Below are 19871 nucleotides of genomic sequence, written 5' to 3'. Positions count from 1 at the left end.
TAGTTAAACATCCGAAAATAAACCAAAACATACCACTATGTAGGACAATCAGCTGGAGCCGTAGCTGTGGAGGCCGCTGAGGAGGAAGTTGACCCCGTAATAGGTGAAAAGTACTGAGAGAAATCCGAAAATTGCCAGGAAGGCAATTGGTGCACCATTCCAGCCTCGGGTATAACGAGCATGAAGAGTAATTGCGTAGAAGAACCAGGTTATAAGAGACCAGGTCTCTTTGGGATCCCAGCTCCAATAGGTGCCCCATGCAGAATTAGCCCATATTGCCCCAGTGATTATCCCGGCACTGAGCCAGATAAAACCAAAGACCATGGTACTGTGAATAATTGAATCGAGAACGGTGAGTGGCGGGAGATGTAAAGAAGACTCCGCATGATCCTCTTGCCCTGCTTTACCCTGTTGTTTTATGAGATACATGATCCCCAGAGCTGCCGCCACAGCAAAAGAAGCATAACCGATAAAACAGGTAACAACGTGCGAGATCAACCAGTTGGATTGAAGAGCAGGGATCAGTGGGTTGATGGTCTTTGAGATATCCGTAGAAAAAGAAGCGTAGGCCATGGCTAAAAAGGCAAAGGGTAAAGTAAAAGCACCGATAACTTTGGTTTTGAACTTGATCTCAATGATGAGGTACAGGATGATGAGTGTCCAGGAGAAAAACACCACAGACTCGTACATGTTTGTCAGGGGGGCGTGACCAATACCCATCTGATAGGATTCGGACCATCTCAGGAGTATTCCAGCAGTCTGGATAAGCCAGGCAACAGCGGTAAAGATAGTTGCAATCTTGCCAATTTTTTGTGCCTTAAAAACAATTACGGCAACATAAAGCAGGGTTGAAAAAAGATAAGTAAATGTTGTTATTCCAAGTAGAGTAGAACTGTTCATTCAGTAGGCTCCGTAATATTTATAATCTCATCTCGTTTACTCAAAAAGTAAGGCGGGATTATAGTGTCAAACGATTATTTTATAAAAAGGTGAAGAATATAACGTTCAGTTAATGTTTTAATTTTCTTCTCTTTAAGAGAGATTGTCAAAGTAGTTATCCATTTTTGTTAACATTTTTTTGAAGGCAATCTTGTTTTTATTGGTGTTGGCACCCAGCAGAAATGAGTGGCTATCTCCCGATTGTTCATGCAAGAGCCAGACACGCCTGTGTGAGAGGAAGAATGCAAGATACAACCCAAGTAACATGAGTCCACATCCCAGGTAGACGATATAAACACCAGGATCCTTAGCTACTTGTAATCCAGTTGCGTACATCTGTTTTACGACAACCTCATAGCTGTTGTTTTCTGTGGAAATAACAGACGGTTGATTGTCGTCAAGCCAGGTCAGTACAGCTGGTGTCTGACCATTTTTCAGCCAGAGTTTTGCCCTTGTTACACGTTGGCCAAGAGCCTCAGCATTGACGACCCCGAACCGAACATCATGCTCCTGCCATTCCTGTTGTTTCTGGAATGGCAGAATGACCTGATGTGACTGACCTGTTTTTTTGTCAGTGAGAGAAAAGATAAAATCCTGATACCCCTGATAGCTGGATTGATAAAAGGTTATTCCTTTGTAGGTGAGAGGACTGTTGACTTCGATATCTTTGGTGAGAATTTCTTTGCCGTTTTCTAAAATGGTAAGGGTACTCTGGTATTCTTTCGGCATCCCATTATCGTAAAATTCGATAATAAACTGATCGCATCGTACTTCAAAGTCAAGGTTGATGGATGAAGGGTCTTTAGAGGAAAAGAATTTACTGGTGCTCTGCAGTTCCGGGATCATGACACTGCCCTTGAAGCCGAGGACTGATCCTATAATCGCACCGGCAAAGATGATAAGAATGGAGAGGTGGACAAGGTAGACGCCCGTACGACTGTATTTCCCCTTTTGGCTGAAATAGAGGGTGCCGTTTGTTGTATCTTTACTTGTGGGTACCATACCTATTGTGTCAAAAAGTTCTTTGGGATTGAACAGGTGAATTTTATCTGCAGCGATCTGCCATTTATTCCCAATGGCCATTTTAGTGATACGTTCAGTGGGTATTGCAAGATTGTCGCTCTGAATAATCTTCCAGACCCTGGGAAAACGCTCGATGCTGCAGACGAGGAGGTTAATGCTGAGCATCGCGAGGAGCAGTAAAAACCACCATGAATAGTACATGTCCGGAATATCCAGAATCTGCATGAACTCGGCGGCCTTTGCACCATATTGACTGCTGTAAAAGCTCGCACTTTCCCCCTGGGGAATTATCGTCCCTATGATAGATGTGATTGCGAGTGAACAGAGGGTGAAGATCGCCAGCTTAACTGAGGCGAAAAAATTCCAGATTTGCTTTAAAAGTGTCATAAGAAAAAGAATAGTAATTATTATTATTGAATCGTTTGTACATTATTATAAGAAGTACAACCTTGCAACAAAAAGACTTTGATTTAAATCAAAACAATACAATATGAAAACGTATGGACTATATAAAGGTAGGCAGATTAAACGATTTTGAAAACAAAGACATCATTTCTTATTCAATCATGGGCAGGTTTATTGCCGTTGTCCGGCAAAAGGGTGAGGAACTATTTGCAATCGAAGCCGGTTGTAAACATCAGCGTGCGGATCTTACCAAAGGAAAAATTGATGGTTTAATTGTCACTTGCCCAAGGCATCATTGGCAATACGATCTGGCCACTGGTAAATGTCTTAATCATGAGTCCGTGGACCTTCGCAGGTATGATCTCAAAATAGAAAATGGAGATATTTATGTATCATTACATCCTGTTGATTGATTATTTTATGGGAATATTTGAAGTGTAAGTATGAAATTCCTTGCCATGTGGATTTTAAGATGGTAAACAAACAAATTCCGAACTATAGATTTTTAACACATATTTCAAATTGTTTCCCTAGTCAGCTGATGTGGGAAATCTGATATAAGGAGAATACCATGGCTAAAGTATGCGAGATTTGCGGCAAGGGACCAATTGTTGGAAATAATGTTTCCCATGCAAACAACAAGACAAGAAGACGTTGGTTACCAAATCTGAAGACTGTGCGCCAGGCTACTGCTGGTGGTAACACCAAGAGAATGAGAGTTTGTACTCGTTGCATTCGTTCTGGTGCCATTGTAAAAACAGCTTGATTTTTAGACAGATCTGTAAGAGGCGAGAGGATTATATCCTGCTCGCCTTTTTTTTTGAGGATGCACTATGAGCAATGAAGAAATTCAGTTTTTAAGCTTTGCAGAAGCTGCTCAGCTGGTCGGAGCTATTCAGGAAGAAGAGGATGTCGAGATCGCAAACAGGCGAATTTTGACGGTATACAGTAAAGATGACAAAGAACTTTGCTGGTTTGATTTTGAAGAAGTCATGAAGGATGTTGGCAAACCTGAAGCGGGAGAGCGAAAGGAAGCGGTGCAAAACTATATTTTACAGCGAATTCCGGTCTGGGTTAAAGAACTGTAGTAAGTTTTTTATAATGTGTTGGAATAACTTCGTAATATAGTCAATCTAGTCTCTGCTTTGTTTAATCACAGTCCTCCAGCCAGTTTTCAAGAGGTGTTGGGAAAAGTGTACATGTCCTGATTGAGGCATTGCTATACCTGTTGACGATTTCTTTTCCCTGAAGAAATATTGAAACAGGGCGGTCTGAAGAGACGACAACCACAATTACATCTTTGTGTTGCGCTGTAAATCTGAGGGCCGAGTTGTAACGAGCTCCTCGGGCTCTATCTTCATTTTCGACCTGTGGACCATCGAGCAGACAGGCAAAGCCATGAAGGTGAAGATCTGCCCCAATATGCAAGGCACCATCCACTTTCGCAAGGCCGGCTGCAAGCGCAAGTGTCTTTAACTGTTTGAGATCTATAGGGGGGGTGATCGATTGCCCTGCTATTGCCGTGGGTTCACTTGCAAGGTCGACCACAAATGTGCATCCGTACATATTATCTTCAGCGTTGTGAACAAGCGATGACACGATCTTGAAGAGATCTACTCGGGTAGATGGTTCAAGAGGGAAGTCCAGCAAAGCTTCTTCCATCTCAAACAGTTTGGCCCTGTGGGTATTTGAGCTAAAACTCCCGTCCTGAAAACTGCAGACTTTTTCATCATCGACACTCAAAAAACCGAATTTTCCTTGAAAATCTGCAGTTATATGAAATGGTAAAAGAGGTTTTTCAGCTATTCCCACGATACTGACACCGTTTGCGATCAGAGCTCTGTCTGAATACTCTACGGCCTGGAGCAATTTGCGCACATGCTTGAAGTAGGTAAGTGCTGGCTGTTCCGGGACTTCGAATTTTGCAAGAAACTCAACTTCATCCAGTGACCTTGGCTCAATAAAGACAATAGAGCCATAGGGGCGTCTGCCTTCTTCATTGGTCTTTGAGATGCCAAGAACCGCGTCGAGCAAGGGATAGATTCGTATCTGAACATCCAGGCCGAGTCTTGCTCCAGCTTTATCAACTATGCAGTCCCTGACTGCATGACCTGCATATTCTTTTAAAAAAGATCCTGATATTCCGGTGTAGAGGCTGCTGTCATTTGCAATATCGTGGGAAAGCCTGAGTACCGCGTGTTCAAGCCAGCATTCCGTTGGAGATACGGAACAAATGTTGGGGTGGTGTTCTGTAAACCACATTTGGTAGAAGACGGGACTTGAACTGCCGCCATAGGATATCAGACCGTCAAGTTGCAGGTTTTTCTGAGATTCAATATGGTTATAAGGAAGATGTGCATTCGAGTCATCAATACATCTGCACCAGTCGTTGCTGTCGAAATATATTGATTTGAGTATCGGTTCGTATCCACGCATTAAGTTCTGAGGGTCACAAATATGTAATTTGTCTTTTGGCCCAAGGGAAAAAATGACAGCGGTTCTACTCGGACCTGAGAAAAGAGAGAGTCCTTCGCGTAAGCCGCTTAAGGTATCTCTTATGCATCTATTAATAAATGGGTCTATCTGCAAGATTTCACCTGAACTGTTGATGTAAAGTATCAGTTTTTCCCGTTTTGTATTTTATCTACTGATTATCTTATATAAAATCCTGTAAAATTTCATTTTTATTCTCATATTAATCAATTTAAATCGGTATAAAAGAAGCCAGAAATGCTTGGCATTTCTGGCTCGTTGTTGTGCTGATCTTTATAACTTAGACCTTATCTATTTACAGGCAAAAGGGGGTCGGGGGCCAGGTCTATGGATAAGCTGACCTCTATTGGAGTGGTGATAATTTGAGGAATAGCCTCTCTTTGGAGTATGGGCATATCTTTTCTGATGAACAGGTATGTAAACAATCTCTGGACGCTGATGTCTGGGAGCGTAATTGAAATCTCTTCCATGGGGGCCTCGAGGTCTGTCCTGTACAACGATCGGATTGTGGTGATTTCGCGAGTTTTCGGTTGCGATAACTGCTCCTAAAATACCTCCAACTGTTGCACCTAAAAGTGTGGATTCCACGTTTCTGCCAATGGCCTGGCCCATAACTGCACCTGCTCCTCCACCTATGATCACTCCATTTACTCTAGAGCCTCCCGCATAAGAATAGCTATTGGCGCTGAGAATAAGGGTTACTGCCACGATTAAAGCTGATACATTTTTCATAATTTCCTCCGGGCTGATTGTTATAGAACAGTGTTTCTGTTTCTTTTTTTATAGTTGCTGAAACAGCCCATTGGAAGTGGACATGAGGAGATATCACCCTTAATTTGATTCGATGTCTGGTAGACATTGACCAAGTATCAAGGAGATAGGTGGCGCAGTGGGCCCTTTTACATCAAGAGGTCCAAATTGAAACAATTCAGGCCTTAGGGTAAAGATCGCCCCAGACCACCCCCGGGGGTAAACGATTTTTTAGGAGGATGGTTCAGGGGGTGATGATTACTTCGGTGAATTGACCAGAGTCAGGATCCCGGTATCGTAATACCCCTCTGACATTGCCATTCAATTGCCCCGAGAGTTGAGTTGTAAGGCGTTGCTTGCCAGGGCGCAGGTTGGTGAGCAACCATTTAATCTGGCCGTTTTTTGTGACTTTTTTTGGATTTGGGCTGACCGATTGGATGGTGTTTGACTTTGCGATGCTTTGTTCAACAATAATGCTTGAAGGTGTTGGCTTTGAAATCGATATTTCAAGAACAATTGTTGGCCCTGTGTGGCTGAGGTATCGCCCTGTTACAGACGATGCCTGAGCAACCGTTGGAAAGAAACCATAAAAACATGTCAGCGTAAAAAAAACTGCGGAGATAAGGTATCGATTATCTGTTGTTTTGTTCATTGTCACTGCTCTTAATAGTGTATTAGAAGTAATTACTCTGATTATTCTATTATATCGTAATGTTTAGTTTGAGTATTCCACCTGTATCCGTCACCCATCCAGATTTCTTCAATAAGGTCAATCTCGTCTTCGAAGCCTTGAATAGCTGAATATTTATCGTAGACAGCTAAGATCTCACTATCGCTTATGATATTGTCTGTATTAGTATCCGCCCAGTGGTGAAGGCCGGCATGTATCTCTGTCACTCCGGCCACTGCCTGTTCTTTCCCCCCGGCAGTTGCAATGGTCCCGGTCAGATTAACCTTGTTTTCCCCGGTTAAATTGATGTTCAGCACGTAGGAAAAAGTAGCTGGAACTTTTATTTTGGCAATCCATTTAAGAAATAGTTGATCGGAACCTTTTCCTGAAGGTTCGGGTGCCACTTGGAGGATTTTGGCATTCTCAGGTATTTTTTCTTTTAAAATAAAGGCATTTTCTTTTTCACTTCTGCCGGTCAATTCAATGACAACGGGAAATGGCTGGCCTGAAATAAAATGGTGGGGAGCGGTTCGGTTGGCACCGTAATTGGGAGAGGGAGTAGACTGGAAATAAAAGATAATAAAAGCAAGTATTACAGCAAATAGTGTTGTGGAAAGAATGACTATCGGCCAGGTTTTTACTTTTGCTTTTGTTGGCCCCTGAATTTTACTTACAGAAGAAACTGTTTCCTCTTGAGGGGGCTCAGGTTGTTGCTTTGTACTATCGAGGATCTCTTCAAGTTCAACGTTAAGCGCTTCGGCAAGGCGGAGGCCATTTTCTTTTTTAATACTGGGGTAGCGTTTGTTTTCCCACCTGGAAATTGTGTCAGTGGTGACATCTACGGCGGTGGCAAGATACAACTGGGTCAGTCCCTGTTGCTCTCGAAGGAGTTTAATTTTTTGCCCGTCTATCTGAATCATGCTCATTGGGCCTGGAAAGGAATTTTCTGTCATTTTGTTCTATTGAAGTTAAATGATTTTCACCGATCTTTTTCTTATAACAATTTCAGCGGCCACTATAAAGAATTTAATGTCCGTGATTCAAAACTCAGAGGTGAGAAGGGATTATACCCGACATGACCCTATATCCATATATACTTATGGAAAAGCAACCTGGGGTGGCTAGAATAATTGGAGGAAATATAGATATAAACAGTAAAGATGAGGAGGATGAGATGAAAAAGGTATTCATGATCACAGTTGTGTTACCAGGCGCAATACTTTTTGCTACGTTGAGTTACAGTGCCAGCGACAATTGTACTGTGGTTAAAACGGAGAAGAACCAAATAATACTGAACTGTGGGAAAAAGGCCGACCAGTTCAAGGTGGATGACAAAATTAAAATTAAATCTGTAAAACAAAAAAGCGTAGAAGGGTGCTAGTAACGCTATTGCCGTTCTGCAAAGAGAAAATCACCAGTCAAAACGAACGACGTTGTCAAGAGGGTCAGATTTAATTACGCGCACCTTCACTGTGCTGCCACTGCTTATGGGCCGCCCACCGGGGGTAGGTAGATCGATATCCATAAGAATATCGGTGAGGAGCAGGTTGACTCGTTTGGGGCCGACATTGATGACCAGAGCATCTAAGGTCTGCCCCTGACGATCTGAGAGATATTTGAGTAACCAGTAGCGCTGTCTTTGCTGGCGTACGTTGTTGGCTGTGGAGAGTGTGCGACTGAGTACGGAGGTAAAGTCTTTACACATCTCCTCAGTAAAACAGGGTTCCTGGCGGCGTACGATGGAATTCAGCTGGTGCTGCATTACCAGGTCCAGCAATCTCCTGATGGGAGAAGTGACCGTTGAGTAGTGTGACACACCAAGGCCTGAGTGGGGCTTGGCGATTGTGGAAAGTTCCCCCCTGGGCATATTTTTTCTCTGCAGGGTGTTCTGGTAAAGATCGCTGTCTTCTCCGTGAACAATACGGTTTTTCAGCGGTGGCTGAGACCTGAAAAGACCTGGAACCATCCGGTCTGCCACATACTTTGCCGCAACCTGATTGGCAAGAATCATCATTTCAGAGACTATCGTTCTTGCTGGTGTATCACTTTGTGCCAAATTAACATGAACTTTTCCCTGGTGATCGATAAATATGTTTACATCGGGAAACGGGAGCAGGAGGGCCCCCTGTTCAAGCCGTTTGTCGCGCAGTTTTCTGCGCAACATATTCAAAATTTTAATTTCAGGATCACTTTCCAGCATCTTATCAACTTCATCATAGGTGAGACGACGCTTTACCCGTATAATGGATGGGACAATTCTTACCTTGAGAATTTCGGCCTCAGCAGAGAGGAGTACCATAAAGCTGAAAGTTGCTCTGGTCTCATCCTGGATCAGACTGCAGACACCTTGGGAGAGGTGGCGAGGTAACATCGGTACCTGTGATTCAGGAAAATAAATCGAGGTGCCCCGTCTCATGGCTTCAAGAAAGAGGGGATCTCCGGGCTGCACATAATGGGCAACATCGGAAATATGGATGCCTACAAGGTAGTTGCCATCCTGTTCCCCAATTGTCAGGGCATCATCAAAATCAAGGGTTGTCGGACCATCAATAGTTATGGGTGCGAGATGAGTGTAGTCTTTTCTCGCAGGGTCCTTGAACAACTCCTCACTACTGCATTGAAGGACATGCTCTGCCTGCTGCCGAGCAGCCAAAGAAAAATTGACCGGCAGGTCGTTGCGCAGAAGTGGAATGTTTTCATTTTCAGACCAGATACCGGCTTTTACCAAAAGATGATACGGCCCGTGGGGCGACGTAATGCCAGCACTTTTTAAAATCTGCATGGCGACGACGGCTTCCTTGGATTCACTACCATACAGATAATAATCTTTAATTATGTCCAGTAACTCCATGTGCAGAGGGGTGAGATCTGTCTGTTTGAACTGAGACGATTGTATCCCTGCGATGGCAGCGGAACCTTCTTCAATGAGTCGTTTTTTCTTTGCTTCCTTTTCCTGCTGAATAATAAGCTGTTCTACTTTTTCAGGACTGTTGGCGAGGACTTTGCCTTCTTTATATTTGAAATAAAGCTTATCTTCAAAAACGCAGCGTAAAAAGGCTGAAATATTGTCATCGTTTGCATCTTCGCCAAAGGTAAGTTCCACAAGAAAAGAAGGACTGAATACCGAAGAACTTTCTTCGCTGGTGAGTTCCCAAAGTTCCTTTAGGTCGACCTGATCCATGAGAGAACAGCGTTTGTCTGTGGTGTCTTTGAGATGTGAGACGAGTAGTTCTCTATTAATTGTAAAAGGGTGGGTCTCGTTGGAACAGTGAACGACCCGTGACACGGGCAGGTTCAGTTCACGGCCATTTTGATTGATAAGGCGAAGTCTTTTGGCCTGGCTTTCTGTTACCAGTGCGCACATGAATTTGCCGCTATCGAGATATTCGATAAGTTTTCCTGTTACAATCATTAGGCCGCTAAACTTAGTGTTTTTTCATTGGTAAAAATATATGCTTTAATAGCTTGCAACTCAATGAGGTAAGCAATATCTTCATTTTACATTATAATGTCCTCGGTAGGACCTTGTCTATCACAAATAAACAAAACGTGTCACAGTATAGTGTGGAATGTAATTTTGCCCACACTTATTATCATTCTTTTGAAATTATTATTACAATTTGGTTATGGATATTATGGAAAAACCAGTTACGTCTGGCCTTGTGGCAATCGTCGGGCCTCCGAACGCAGGTAAATCTACGCTCCTGAATTATCTGCTTGGTCAGAAAATTTCTATTGTGACACCCAAACCGCAGACAACGAGGAACCGTATTGTTGGGATTGTGAATGACGATAATTACCAGATCGTCTTTCTCGATACTCCGGGGCTGCACAAATCAAGAGAGCCTCTCAATGTTGAAATGGTAAAAATTGCCATGGATAGTCTCTCTGATGTAGACCTTGTTCTTTTCCTCGTTGATGTCTCCCTGCCCCTGCCGCAGAAAATTCAGGATAAAAGAGATGAGGAGATCAGCGGCTATCTGCAACAGTTGAAAAGCCCTGCTATCATGGTGCTGAATAAAATCGATCTGATCGATAAGAAAAAAGTACTTCCTTTAATAGCTGCCTATACAAAGTTGTTTCCATTTAAAGCGGTGATTCCGGCCTCAGCCCTTGATGGAGATGGTGTTGATTTGTTGTTAAAAGAAATTCTCGCCTTATTGCCGGAAGGTCCACGCTATTTTCCTGAAGATATACCAACCGACGCATCCGAGAGATTTCTTTGTGGTGAGATCATCCGGGAAAAGGTGTTTCTCCTCACGGGCCAGGAAATTCCTTATTCAACGGCCGTACAGGTTGAGTCTTTTAAAGAGGATGAGCAAAAGAAAATGGTGACAATCCATGCCGCCATCGTTTTAGAAAAGCAGTCTCAAAAAGGTATTGTGATCGGAAAGGGTGGCAAAAAGCTCAAGAGTATAGGGATCGCCGCCAGAAAGGATATAGAAACCCTCATCGGAGAAAAAGTACTTTTGAAACTGTGGGTTAAGGTAAAGAAAAACTGGTCTCAGGATGAGCGTTTTTTAAAGGAACTGGGGATGTAGGTGCAAACCGATCTTGTACAGGGACAAGCAAACAGCGGTAAGATACTAAGGGCCTTGATTGAAGGCCCTTAGTTTTATTCGTCTTTGGTCAACGTGCCGATTCTTCCCGAAAGGAAGAAAACAGGGAGAGACTTTTCAGTATATTATAAGCGGTGCGCAGTTGGTTGTCTTGATTGAGAAGCTGATCGAGTTCTTTATGTTCTTCCGGTTCTGCTTCTCCATCGCTCTGTGAACTTGGCAGATGGTTTGCAAGGTCCGCCTCCTTTACTCTGGTTTTGTTATCGTCACCTGACTCGGGTTCGATGCAGGCAATAACTGGTACCTCCACATCAGGAGTTATTCCAAGAGCCTGGATGGATTTACCGTCCGGGGTGTAATACTTCGCTGTCGTCATACGCAGACCGGCACCATCAGGCAGTGGAATTATGGTTTGAACAGAACCCTTACCAAAGGTTTGACTACCTATTATGATCCCCCTCTTATGGGCCTGTATTGCACCCGCTACAATCTCAGCCGCACTCGCGGATCCTTCGTTGACCAATAAAACCAGAGGGAAGTTGTTGGCCGGGTTATTGGGATGGGCAGAAAAGACGGTGTCCTGATCAGCGATTCTACCTTTGGTGTAGACAATGATCCCTTCAGAAAGAAAAATATCGGCAACGTTAACCGCCTGATGCAGGAGGCCGCCGGGGTTGTTTCTCAGATCTAGAATAACACCCTTGAGCGGTTGTTCTTTTTTTGCTTTTGCAAGACCTGCCTTGTAGTCTGTGGCTGTGTTTGACTGGAAATTAGTAATTCTGCTGTAAATAAAACCAGGAGAAAGGTCTTTGAAATTGACCGATTGCAACGGGATGAGATCCCTTTTGATATTGATTTGCTGGAGTTCTTCCCAGCCCTTTCTGTGGATGGCTATTGTAACTGAGGTCCCTGGTTTTCCTCGCAATTTTTTTATTGCTTCATAGGCCCCCATATTTTTGGTTTTCACACCATCAATTTCAATGATTATATCATTTGCCTTCAACCCCGCCTTGTCAGCCGGGGTGTCTGCTATCGGACTGACTACGGTAAGAAGATCATCTTTTATGGTTACTTCGATACCGATACCGGAAAAAGCACCTTGGGTCTCTTCCTGTAATTCTCTCAGATCTTCGGGTGGCAGGTAGGATGAATGTGGGTCCAGGGATAAAAGAAGACCTTTGATTGCACCGCTGAGAACTTCTTTGGTATCAATTTCTTCCACATAGTTGTTCTGCAGGATGCTCAAAACATTTGAAAATATTTCGAGCTGTTTGTAGGTTTCCTCGCGCTCTTTCTGGCTAATGTCGGCATAGGCTGGTTGGCTTGAAAGGATTGTGGCTGCAAGGAGTACAGTAAGAAAAAAACAGGGCCGGAAATGACGTGTATTCATGATTCTCTCGGTTGGAGATGATGTTAAATAATTGGGGTTGTCGTCAAAATCGGTCAGGAGTTAGTCTCATGAAGGGTTGACAACCTGTTTGGGTTGAGCCAGAGAAGAGGGTCAAGTGACTCTTTGCCATGGCGGATTTCAAAGTATAAGCCTTCATCAAAAAGAGTCATCGTGTCACCTACAATCCCGATTGTATCATTTATTTTGACTTTTTGGCCTTGTTTTACGAGTATTTTTTCCATTCTTGATGTCACAGTATAATACTGTAACCCATGGTGTATTATAACTGTATTGCCATAACCGCGCAAATATCCGGCATAAATAATGTCGCCACCACTTACCGCTATAATTTTTGTATCGCTGGAAGCCTGCAGTTCAATCCCCATTGATTTACGAGAAATCCCCAGCTTGTTGGTTTTTTCCTGGAGGAAGAGAGTGATGATTGTACCGTCTACAGGTGGAGGCAGATTGCCTTTGTTGGTAAAGAAGCCTTCTTCGTAGGTCTCGTGTTTGTTTTTTATGGATACGATGGAATTGGCAAGATTTTGTGAAGCCTCTTGCATTTCATCAATTGCCTGTTTATGCAGGCGCACCTGGGTTCTGATGTGGGTCAGCAGACTGCGTTTTTCCGTTTTTGTCGCTTCAAGCAATGCCTCTTCATTTTGGGCCTGAACAATAAATTCTTCAAGCACTGATTTTTCAAGAGAAAGGGCCTCTTTGGCACGTTCAAGTTCCTTTATTGTCTCACGGTATACGGTAATTACCTCCTGATCGTATTTGATGAGGGAATTAAAGGAGTCATGGAAAGAGAGGAGCTCGGGCAGGGTTTTGGTGGAAAAGGTTACATTAAGAAGCCCTATATGGCCCATGGTGTAATAGGCGGTGATACGCTTTTTAAGATGTCTTTCAACCACGTCCCTGTCTGTTCTGATTGTACTGAGAGCTTTTTCTTCTCGGTCAATGAGAGCCTGCTGATGATCCATTTTGTCTTTGAGTTCGGCAACTTTATCTTTTTGTGATGAAAGCTTTGTGTCGAGAGCCTCAATTTCTTCCAGGATACTGCGCTCCTGTTGTTGGTTTTCTGAGATCTGATTTTTCTGCTGGACAATCCCGTGTTGTAATCGGCGAATTTTAATCCTGAATGTAGAAACGTCATTTGTAGCTGAGTCGGACTCGCCTTCACCATGCACCGGCGAGGAAAAGGCGAACATAAACAAGGTGAGCAGGAAAATGGCCAAGACAGCGCCTCGATCTTTCAGGGCTGAACTGCCGTGAAGATGATCTGTCTGGCTCAGATGGCAGATATGGGTGCCGCTTATAATTATGGATCTCATGTTATCTAGGCAAAAAAGATTATATGCGTAAAAATTTTTGCATAGTTGTGAAACTACCCACTGTACAGAGCAGAATGGAAATAGAAATTATCGTCAAACTGACCCATGGAGAAAAAAAGGCAAACTCGAAAAGATTTAGAAACCCGGGTCCGGAAAACCGGAGCTTAATCCATTGAAATAGCAGATATAAAGAAACGATACCAAAGCTTGAGCCAAGGAGTCCCTGCAGTACTCCTTCAAGAAGGAAAGGGGTCCGTATGTAATTATTCGTTGCCCCGACGAGCCGTAAAAGTTCAAGCTCTGCCTGTCTGCCAAGTATTGTCAAACGGATGGTATATGCGACCATGAAGATGGTTGTAAGGATCAGCAGGGTACCGCTGAGAAGAACAATAATTGAAAGGAGCCTGGTGAAATAATAAAACCTCTCCACCCAATCCTGTCCGTACTGCACCTTTAAAGTTCCGGGAAGTCTTGCAAGATACGACGAAAAGAGCTTGACCTGATTGAGACTTCGCAGGTTTTTCATTGGAATGACTTCGATGGATGGGGGGAGAAAGTCTTTTGGCATGTCGTTGAGCACGTCGCTGTTTTCACCAAGCTGCACGGCAAAACGGTCGTAGGCTTCAGCTCTGGTGACAAAACGAATACTTTCGACCTCATCGAAGGTTCTTATTTTATTAGTGAGTTGTTGTTGTAACTCTGGTCCTGGCTCGTCCTCCAGATAAACAATAAGGCTGAGGTCATCACCCAGTTTATCACCAAGATTGAGCATATTGGAGTAAATGAGATAAAAAAAGGCAAAGATCAAAACCGAAAGACTGACTGTCAGCAGGGTCATGAGTTGTGAGCCCCAGGTTTGTCTGAGATTGCGACCGACCTGGCGTATAACTGTAAGCCAGAAGCTCATAAGGACAATCCTCCCGAGAGACTGTGAATGGAACCTTTCCTGAGTTCCATGACCCTGTGAGTAGTATGCCTGTAGATGGAGTCATCGTGGGTTGCAATAACTATGGTTGCCCCTGCCTTATTACATTTTTTCAGTAATTTCATAACTCTTTCTGTTGTTACTGCATCGAGGTTGCCTGTTGGCTCATCGACGAGAATCATGGTCGGAGAGTTGGCGATGGCTCGTGCCAGGGTGACCCGTTGCTGTTCCCCCCTTGAGAGTTCTCCGGTAATGGTGTCGTGTTTGTCCGATAAACCGAGCTGTTCCAGCAGGTCTCTTACTCTTTTACGAATGATCTGGGGTTTCTTGTAAGAAACCTCCATGGATATAGCGATGTTCTCTGCTGTTGTTCTGTCGGTCAGCAGCTTGAAATCCTGGTAGGCCACACCGATTTTCTGTCGTAATTTTGCAAGCTTGTGCCCTTTGAGCTGGTTGATTGGGTGTCCGCCGATTTCAATAAGGCCGTTGCTCGGCAGTTCCATGCTGCAAAGAAGTTTGAGAAGCGTTGTTTTTCCCGCGCCACTCATGCCAATGATGAAAAACATTTCACCACTGTCAATTGATACTGATATGTTCTGTAAGGCGATGACGTCAGGACTGTAGGCCTTGGAAACTTTAATCAGTTCTATCATCGTCTCCTTGGCAGGGGGCGAATTTGTTTTTTCCATTATTTTTAGCGATACCGACTCGGTGCCATTTTTTCATTATTATTGATCCAGAAAAAATGGACTGGAGAGAGAAAAGTATAAAGAAATCTTGTTAGTTAAAAATTATCGAAATAATAAAGTATTTAATAAAGAAACGCAAACTATGTGAAGTGACCGGGCATAAAAAACATTGTGGTTGCAGAGTTGCAGACCTGTAAAGACTGACAGTGTACAAAATTATGATTTTGACGGTACAAAAAAATAGTCTTGCAACTTGGCTCTAAGCTGTTATTCTTACAGGTTTGGCTAATTTAGATCGTAGTTGGATTTACTGTAAATAATTCTTTTGATTTGCCCCATTATGAATGGACAGATCGATTATCAATAGAGGAAGGAGAGAACCATGGATTACAGGGATACCCTTAATCTGCCCGCGACTGGATTCAAGATGAAGGCCAATTTAGCACAGAGAGAGCCAATGGTGCTTAAACGCTGGGAGAAGGAAGACCTTTATCAGAAGATTCAGGCCGAGGCAAAGGACAAGCCTCTTTTTGTACTCCATGACGGCCCTCCATATGCTAACGGAAACATCCACCTTGGAACCGCTTTTAATAAGATTCTAAAAGATATTATTCTCCGCTCAAAGCGTATGGCTGGTTTTAATGCCCCTTATATCCCCGGTTGGGATTGCCACGGTCTCCCCATTGAACATAATGTAGATCTGGAGCTTGGTGAGAAAAAGAAGACTATTCCAAAACTTTCTAAAAGGGCAGCCTGTCGCAAATATGCCAATAAGTGGATAAAGATTCAGAAAGAGCAGTTTAAGCGTCTTGGTGTCCTTGGGGACTGGGAAGATCCTTATCTGACAATAAATTACAGCTACGAGGCAACCATTGCCAGGGAATTTAATAAGTTTCTTCTCTCTGGTGCAGTTGTTCGTAACCGTAAGCCAGTCTACTGGTGTTCGACCTGCACAACTGCACTTGCCGAAGCTGAGGTGGAGTATCACGAACACAGCTCTCCATCAATTTACGTCAAATTCCAGGCAGGTGAAGATTTTTCTGACATAGATCCCTCACTTGCAGGTGATAAGGTCTATTTTGTTATCTGGACGACCACACCCTGGACCCTGCCTGCAAACCTTGGGGTTGCACTGCATCCCGATTTTACCTATGCCGCAGTAGCCGTCGCAGGTGAAATATGGATATTGGCTGAAGAGCTTGTTGAAAAGGTGATGAGTGAAACGGGTCAGGAAAACTATGAGGTTGTGGCAACATTTGGAGCAAAAGGTTTTGATAAAAGAGTGTGCAGACATCCTTTTATGGAGCGTGATTCCTTACTGATGCTTGCCAACTATGTAACTGCTGATGCCGGTACTGGTTGTGTCCATACTGCCCCGGGGCATGGTGCCGACGATTATCAGACAGGTCTCAGGTACGGTCTTGATATCCTTTCACCGGTTGATTCGGAAGGTCTTTACACCCACGAAGCCGGTAAATACATGGGGCAAAAAGTGCCTGAGGTAAATAAGCAGATCAACGCAGATCTTGCCGCCGACGGCGCACTGGTTCATCAGAGCAACATTAGTCACAGCTATCCACACTGCTGGCGCTGTAAAAAGCCTGTCATGTACAGAGCGACTCCCCAGTGGTTTGTCTCCATGGAAAACAATAACCTTCGTACCAAGGCCTTAAAGGCGATAGAGGGTGTGACCTGGACTCCAGCCTGGGGTATGCAGAGGATACATTCAATGGTAGAAGGCCGTCCCGACTGGTGCTTGTCTCGCCAGCGCAGCTGGGGGGTTCCACTGACCGTTATCAGCTGTAAAAGCTGCGGTGAAATCGTGAAAGATCAGGCAGTGGCGGACCGTATTGATGAACTCTTCAATAAAGAAGGTGCCGATGCCTGGTTCAGCCATGATGTTGAGGATTTCATCGGGGCAGGTCGCAAGTGTTCAAGCTGTGGTTCTTCCACCTTTGAAAAAGAGGACGATATCCTTGATGTATGGTTTGATTCAGGGGTGAGTCATGCCGCAGTCTGCGAAATTCGTGATGAACTGGATTCACCGGCTGATCTCTATCTGGAGGGTAGCGACCAGCATAGAGGCTGGTTCCAGAGTTCTCTTCTGGCTTCAGTGGGTACAAGAGGTCGTGCACCATTTAAAGGGGTACTTACCCATGGGTATGTTGTCGATGGTCAAGGGAAGAAAATGTCAAAATCTGTGGGAAATGTTGTTGTGCCTTCAGAAGTCATAGACAAATACGGTGCGGAAATCCTGCGTCTCTGGGTAGCAAGTGAGGATTATCGGGATGACATCAAAGTTTCAGACGAGATCCTTAAACATGTCTCTGATGCCTATCGAAAGATACGCAATACCATTCGGTACTTTCTTGGCAACCTCGATGATTATAACAATGCGCAGCACCGGGTGGAATTTTCTGAGTTACCCGAGCTCGACCAGTGGGCGTTGGCGAAATTTGAAGAGTTGAACAGCAAAGTAACCAAAGCCTACAGAAATTATGAATTTCACTCTATCTATCATAATCTGAACTATTTTTGTGGAACCACCATGAGTTCTTTCTATCTCGATATTTTAAAAGACAGACTGTATACCTCGGGTACGGATTCTCATCTCAGACGCTCTGCCCAGACGGTGCTCTATGATATCGTAAGTGGACTTATCAGGTTGATGCAACCAATACTGAGCTTTACCGCAGCTGAGGCCTGGGATTCATTACATAAAAGGGATGAAAATGCACCGCTGACTGGTGGAGTGTATTTTGCAGAGTTCCCTGTAAATAAAGATATTCACTGTGATCAAGCCATCATGGACAAGTGGGCTGAGTTGATCAAGATTCGTTCAGAGATAACTAAAGCCCTGGAAATAGCCCGAAGAGAAAAAGTTATCGGCCACAGTCTTGAGGCACAGGTTGAAATTGCAGTGGGTGAAAAATTAGCGCCTTTTGTAAAAAGTGAGTGGCAAACGATAAAAGAAATATCTATTATCTCGGAAATGTCGCACCTTGACATGTCGGCAAAAGAGCAGGGTGTGAGATACGTAAGTGATGAACTCGAGGGTTTTGTGGTACAGGTACAGCCAGCTCCAGGCGAAAAATGTGAAAGATGCTGGATACGCTCAACCACTGTCGGTGAAAACAGTAAGCATTCTGCAATATGTTCCAGGTGTGCAGACGTTGTAACAGGAATGGGATTGTAGTGGCTTATGTTTTTGTTATAGCCAGTGTTATTGCGGCTGACCAGCTATCGAAAATGTGGATTGTCGATGCCTTTCGGCTTTTTGAAAGCAGAGAGGTTATTCCAGGTTTCTTTAACCTGGTGTATGTTGTAAATACCGGCGCCGCATTTAGTATTTTAGCTGACGTACAGTCGCCTTGGCGGCATTATTTTTTTCTCATTATAGGTTGTCTTGCTGTCATTGGTCTGACCGTAGTATATATGAAGTGCAAAGGAGATAATAAATATTATTATTTACCCGTGGGCTTGATTGTAGGTGGCGCTATAGGTAACATGATAGATAGAGTGCGACTGGGATCCGTGGTCGATTTCCTCGATTTTTATTTGGGGGGGTACCACTGGCCCGCATTTAACGTTGCTGATTCAGCAATTTGTGTGGGAGCGGTTCTGTTTATCTGGATGAACTATTCTGATTCAAAAAAATATATAAAAACAAAAGAGAAGCTATGAAAATTGCAGTGATTTTTCCCGGACAGGGATCACAATACCTGGGGATGGCGCAGGAGTTCGTCAGCTCAAAAGAAAAATGTGCAGGATTAATGGAGATGGCGGAGAGTACCTGCGATCTCAGGTTGCAGGAGTTATGTGGGCAGGGGCCTATGGATGAATTAACCAGGGCCACAAATTTACAACCGGCAATTACCATCACAAATCTTATCTGCTGGGAGGCTTTTAAAGAGGAGACCAAAGGGGAGATTACGGTGAGTTCGTTTGCCGGGCATTCTCTTGGTGAATATTCTGCACTGTATGCAGCAGGTGTTATCAATGCCGAAGACACAATGAGACTGGTGAGCAAAAGGGGTGCGCTGATGGAACGCGAGGGGCTGAAAAACCCCGGTGGTATGCGCGCTGTTCTTGGTCTTGATATTGATACAATTGATGAAATTATCGCCGCCTACAGTGGTGGTGGGGTGGTTACCGCTGCGAATCACAACACTCCTCAGCAGATTGTTATCTCGGGTACCATGGATGCCCTTGATTGGGTCGCGGCAGTTGTGGAAGAGAAGGGGGGCAAGGTCATTCCACTGAACGTCAGTGTTGCCAACCATAGTCCGCTTGTTGCTGAAGCTGTACCTGATTTCGAGGAGTTTATGGCGGATACCAGTTTTAATATTCCAAAGATCCCTGTTTATTTTAATGTGACTGCCGAAAAAGAGACAGATCCGAAAAAAATGAAGGGAATAATGGCAAGTCAGATCGCCTCTAGAGTGAGGTGGTATGAAATCATCACTGCCATGGTGGAGGATGGTGTTGACACCTTTATTGAAGTCGGTCCAAAATCTGTATTGAAAGGAATGATGAAGAAAATCACTCCAAAAGATAAGAAAATTACAGCTTTGCAATTTGATACTCCTGAAAGCCTTGGAAAATGTATTGAGCAGCTGAGACAGCAGTAAACACTCACCCTTTTTGTGTTTAAAGCGAATTGTTTTGTAAAAGAGGCAGATGTTTGCCTGAGG

At 43.9% G+C, this 19871-nt stretch carries 19 protein-coding genes; 8 read left to right on the top strand and 11 right to left on the bottom strand.

Annotated elements, in window-relative coordinates; translation table 11 throughout:
• Nucleotides 1–48: 48 nt before the first annotated feature.
• A complete protein-coding gene (gene ccsB, locus FCL48_RS10390) occupies nt 49–900 on the bottom strand; it encodes a c-type cytochrome biogenesis protein CcsB (RefSeq protein ID WP_136872213.1) in 852 nt (283 codons plus the stop codon).
• 132 nt (nt 901–1032) lie between these two features.
• The gene (locus tag FCL48_RS10385) at nt 1033–2349 is read right to left on the bottom strand and encodes a cytochrome c biogenesis protein ResB (RefSeq protein WP_136872212.1); all 1317 of its coding nucleotides are present in this window, start codon (nt 2347–2349) and stop codon (nt 1033–1035) included.
• Nucleotides 2350–2462: 113 nt separating this feature from the next.
• Between FCL48_RS10385 and FCL48_RS10380 the strand changes: the two genes are divergently transcribed.
• The 3 genes from FCL48_RS10380 to FCL48_RS10370 all read left to right on the top strand — a co-directional run bounded on the left by FCL48_RS10380 (nt 2463) and on the right by FCL48_RS10370 (nt 3455).
• The gene (locus FCL48_RS10380; RefSeq protein ID WP_136872211.1) at nt 2463–2780 is read left to right on the top strand and encodes a Rieske (2Fe-2S) protein; all 318 of its coding nucleotides are present in this window, start codon (nt 2463–2465) and stop codon (nt 2778–2780) included.
• A gap of 158 nt (nt 2781–2938) precedes the next feature.
• On the top strand, nt 2939–3133 hold the full coding sequence (rpmB, locus tag FCL48_RS10375) for a 50S ribosomal protein L28 (protein WP_136872210.1): 195 nt from the start codon (nt 2939–2941) through the stop codon (nt 3131–3133).
• A gap of 67 nt (nt 3134–3200) precedes the next feature.
• On the top strand, nt 3201–3455 hold the full coding sequence (locus FCL48_RS10370) for a hypothetical protein (protein ID WP_136872209.1): 255 nt from the start codon (nt 3201–3203) through the stop codon (nt 3453–3455).
• A 61-nt stretch (nt 3456–3516) separates the two neighbouring features.
• Here the strand turns inward: FCL48_RS10370 and FCL48_RS10365 are convergent, their stop codons facing one another.
• From FCL48_RS10365 to FCL48_RS10350, 4 genes are all read right to left on the bottom strand, one after another.
• Nucleotides 3517–4956, bottom strand: coding sequence for a diadenylate cyclase (locus tag FCL48_RS10365; protein ID WP_371418674.1), 1440 nt, complete (start codon nt 4954–4956; stop codon nt 3517–3519).
• Nucleotides 4957–5151: 195 nt separating this feature from the next.
• Nucleotides 5152–5592, bottom strand: a complete 441-nt coding sequence (locus FCL48_RS10360; RefSeq protein ID WP_136872207.1) for a hypothetical protein — start codon at nt 5590–5592, stop codon at nt 5152–5154.
• Between the two features lie 262 nt (nt 5593–5854).
• Nucleotides 5855–6262 carry a hypothetical protein gene (locus tag FCL48_RS10355; protein ID WP_136872206.1) on the bottom strand — a complete coding sequence of 136 codons (408 nt, stop codon included), beginning with the start codon at nt 6260–6262 and terminating at the stop codon, nt 5855–5857.
• 41 nt (nt 6263–6303) lie between these two features.
• Nucleotides 6304–7233 carry a helix-turn-helix transcriptional regulator gene (locus FCL48_RS10350; RefSeq protein ID WP_136872205.1) on the bottom strand — a complete coding sequence of 310 codons (930 nt, stop codon included), beginning with the start codon at nt 7231–7233 and terminating at the stop codon, nt 6304–6306.
• 122 nt (nt 7234–7355) lie between these two features.
• Here FCL48_RS10350 and FCL48_RS10345 point away from each other — a divergent pair, with 122 nt between their 5' ends.
• Nucleotides 7356–7661, top strand: coding sequence for a hypothetical protein (locus FCL48_RS10345; protein WP_136872204.1), 306 nt, complete (start codon nt 7356–7358; stop codon nt 7659–7661).
• Between the two features lie 30 nt (nt 7662–7691).
• Here the strand turns inward: FCL48_RS10345 and FCL48_RS10340 are convergent, their stop codons facing one another.
• Nucleotides 7692–9692 carry an RNB domain-containing ribonuclease gene (locus FCL48_RS10340; RefSeq protein ID WP_136872203.1) on the bottom strand — a complete coding sequence of 667 codons (2001 nt, stop codon included), beginning with the start codon at nt 9690–9692 and terminating at the stop codon, nt 7692–7694.
• A gap of 220 nt (nt 9693–9912) precedes the next feature.
• Between FCL48_RS10340 and era the strand changes: the two genes are divergently transcribed.
• A complete protein-coding gene (gene era / locus FCL48_RS10335) occupies nt 9913–10821 on the top strand; it encodes a GTPase Era (protein ID WP_371418676.1) in 909 nt (302 codons plus the stop codon).
• An 88-nt stretch (nt 10822–10909) separates the two neighbouring features.
• On the opposite strand, the gene FCL48_RS10330 is transcribed toward era, so the two are convergent.
• The 4 genes from FCL48_RS10330 to ftsE are packed head-to-tail and all read right to left on the bottom strand — an operon-like array spanning nt 10910 to nt 15141.
• Nucleotides 10910–12229 carry a S41 family peptidase gene (locus FCL48_RS10330; protein WP_136872201.1) on the bottom strand — a complete coding sequence of 440 codons (1320 nt, stop codon included), beginning with the start codon at nt 12227–12229 and terminating at the stop codon, nt 10910–10912.
• 53 nt (nt 12230–12282) lie between these two features.
• Complete coding sequence (locus tag FCL48_RS10325) at nt 12283–13563, bottom strand: murein hydrolase activator EnvC (protein WP_136872200.1); 1281 nt, start codon at nt 13561–13563, stop codon at nt 12283–12285.
• A gap of 19 nt (nt 13564–13582) precedes the next feature.
• Nucleotides 13583–14470, bottom strand: a complete 888-nt coding sequence (locus tag FCL48_RS10320) for an ABC transporter permease (RefSeq protein WP_136872199.1) — start codon at nt 14468–14470, stop codon at nt 13583–13585.
• Nucleotides 14467–15141: a cell division ATP-binding protein FtsE gene (ftsE, locus tag FCL48_RS10315; protein WP_136872308.1), complete on the bottom strand. Its 675-nt coding sequence runs from the start codon at nt 15139–15141 to the stop codon at nt 14467–14469. Before ftsE ends, FCL48_RS10320 begins: the two co-directional genes overlap by 4 nt.
• A gap of 418 nt (nt 15142–15559) precedes the next feature.
• Between ftsE and ileS the strand changes: the two genes are divergently transcribed.
• The 3 genes from ileS to fabD are packed head-to-tail and all read left to right on the top strand — an operon-like array spanning nt 15560 to nt 19808.
• Nucleotides 15560–18373 carry an isoleucine--tRNA ligase gene (ileS, locus tag FCL48_RS10310; RefSeq protein ID WP_136872198.1) on the top strand — a complete coding sequence of 938 codons (2814 nt, stop codon included), beginning with the start codon at nt 15560–15562 and terminating at the stop codon, nt 18371–18373.
• Nucleotides 18373–18861, top strand: a complete 489-nt coding sequence (lspA, locus tag FCL48_RS10305; RefSeq protein ID WP_240744814.1) for a signal peptidase II — start codon at nt 18373–18375, stop codon at nt 18859–18861. The genes ileS and lspA overlap by 1 nt, the downstream gene beginning before the upstream one ends.
• Nucleotides 18858–19808 (top strand): ACP S-malonyltransferase, encoded by a 951-nt coding sequence (gene fabD / locus FCL48_RS10300; RefSeq protein WP_136872196.1) that lies wholly within the window; start codon nt 18858–18860, stop codon nt 19806–19808. The genes lspA and fabD overlap by 4 nt, the downstream gene beginning before the upstream one ends.
• Nucleotides 19809–19871 lie beyond the last annotated feature (63 nt).

Source organism: Desulforhopalus sp. IMCC35007 (assembly GCF_005116575.1).
Classification (GTDB): Bacteria; Desulfobacterota; Desulfobulbia; order Desulfobulbales; family Desulfocapsaceae; genus Desulforhopalus_A.
This window is presented reverse-complemented; position numbering and strand designations above follow the sequence as displayed.